The sequence below is a fragment of the Mesorhizobium sp. M7A.F.Ca.MR.362.00.0.0 genome (genome assembly GCF_004023175.1).
Taxonomy (GTDB): domain Bacteria; phylum Pseudomonadota; class Alphaproteobacteria; order Rhizobiales; family Rhizobiaceae; genus Mesorhizobium.
The window spans coordinates 1-560 of sequence record NZ_RZTF01000894.1 but is presented as its reverse complement, the minus strand read 5'-3'; the positions used below and the strand labels follow the sequence as shown (position 1 = coordinate 560).

Genomic DNA, 560 nt, shown 5'->3' with positions numbered 1-560 from the left:
GCCTAATAGCGCCGATCAGCGCCGAAGCGCCACGCCGATTTACAATGCGGAATTGTCACTGCCCGAATTATTCGGGCACAAGACGTTTACATTCTTGTCAGGAATATAGCATGAAATATCGGCTTCGGGCCGTTTCCGCAACGATGCAGGCTCGAAGAGATTTGCTGGGCCATTGGCGTCCGTCCGACACGATCGAATCCCTTGTTCTTGATGGGCACGACATCATCGAACTGGATGGCAAGGGGGTGGGATGTATTGCCGTCACATGGCAGCCTGACCACCTCTTCCTCGAAAAACAGCGTTCCAGAAATCGCGGCATGGGCGCGCAGGTATTACAGCAGCAAGGGAGAAGAGGGGCTCAGCGTGGCCATCCCACCAGGCTCAGCGTCTTGACAACGAACCCCGCCTCAAAGTTCTATGAACGAGAGGGGTTCGTGGTCGAAACGGAGACTGCAGAACGACGTCGGATGGTGAAGTTTCTGCCCCTCGCTGAATGAAGATCGCCAAGGGCAAATGGCCGCTCACCACCCCGTCTGCGCCGTTTACAATATGTGTCCGGC

1 protein-coding gene is annotated in these 560 nt (G+C 55.9%); it reads left to right on the top strand.

Annotated features, from left to right (window positions below):
- Positions 1 to 110: 110 nt before the first annotated feature.
- A complete protein-coding gene (locus EOC06_RS38380) occupies positions 111 to 497 on the top strand; it encodes a GNAT family N-acetyltransferase (protein WP_158302485.1) in 387 nt (128 codons plus the stop codon).
- Positions 498 to 560: the final 63 nt, after the last annotated feature.

Bases quoted from the DNA above. Each gene is read 5' to 3' on its own strand.
- EOC06_RS38380 (WP_158302485.1), top strand. From the start codon at position 111: ATGAAATATCGGCTTCGGGCCGTTTCCGCAACGATGCAGGCTCGAAGA.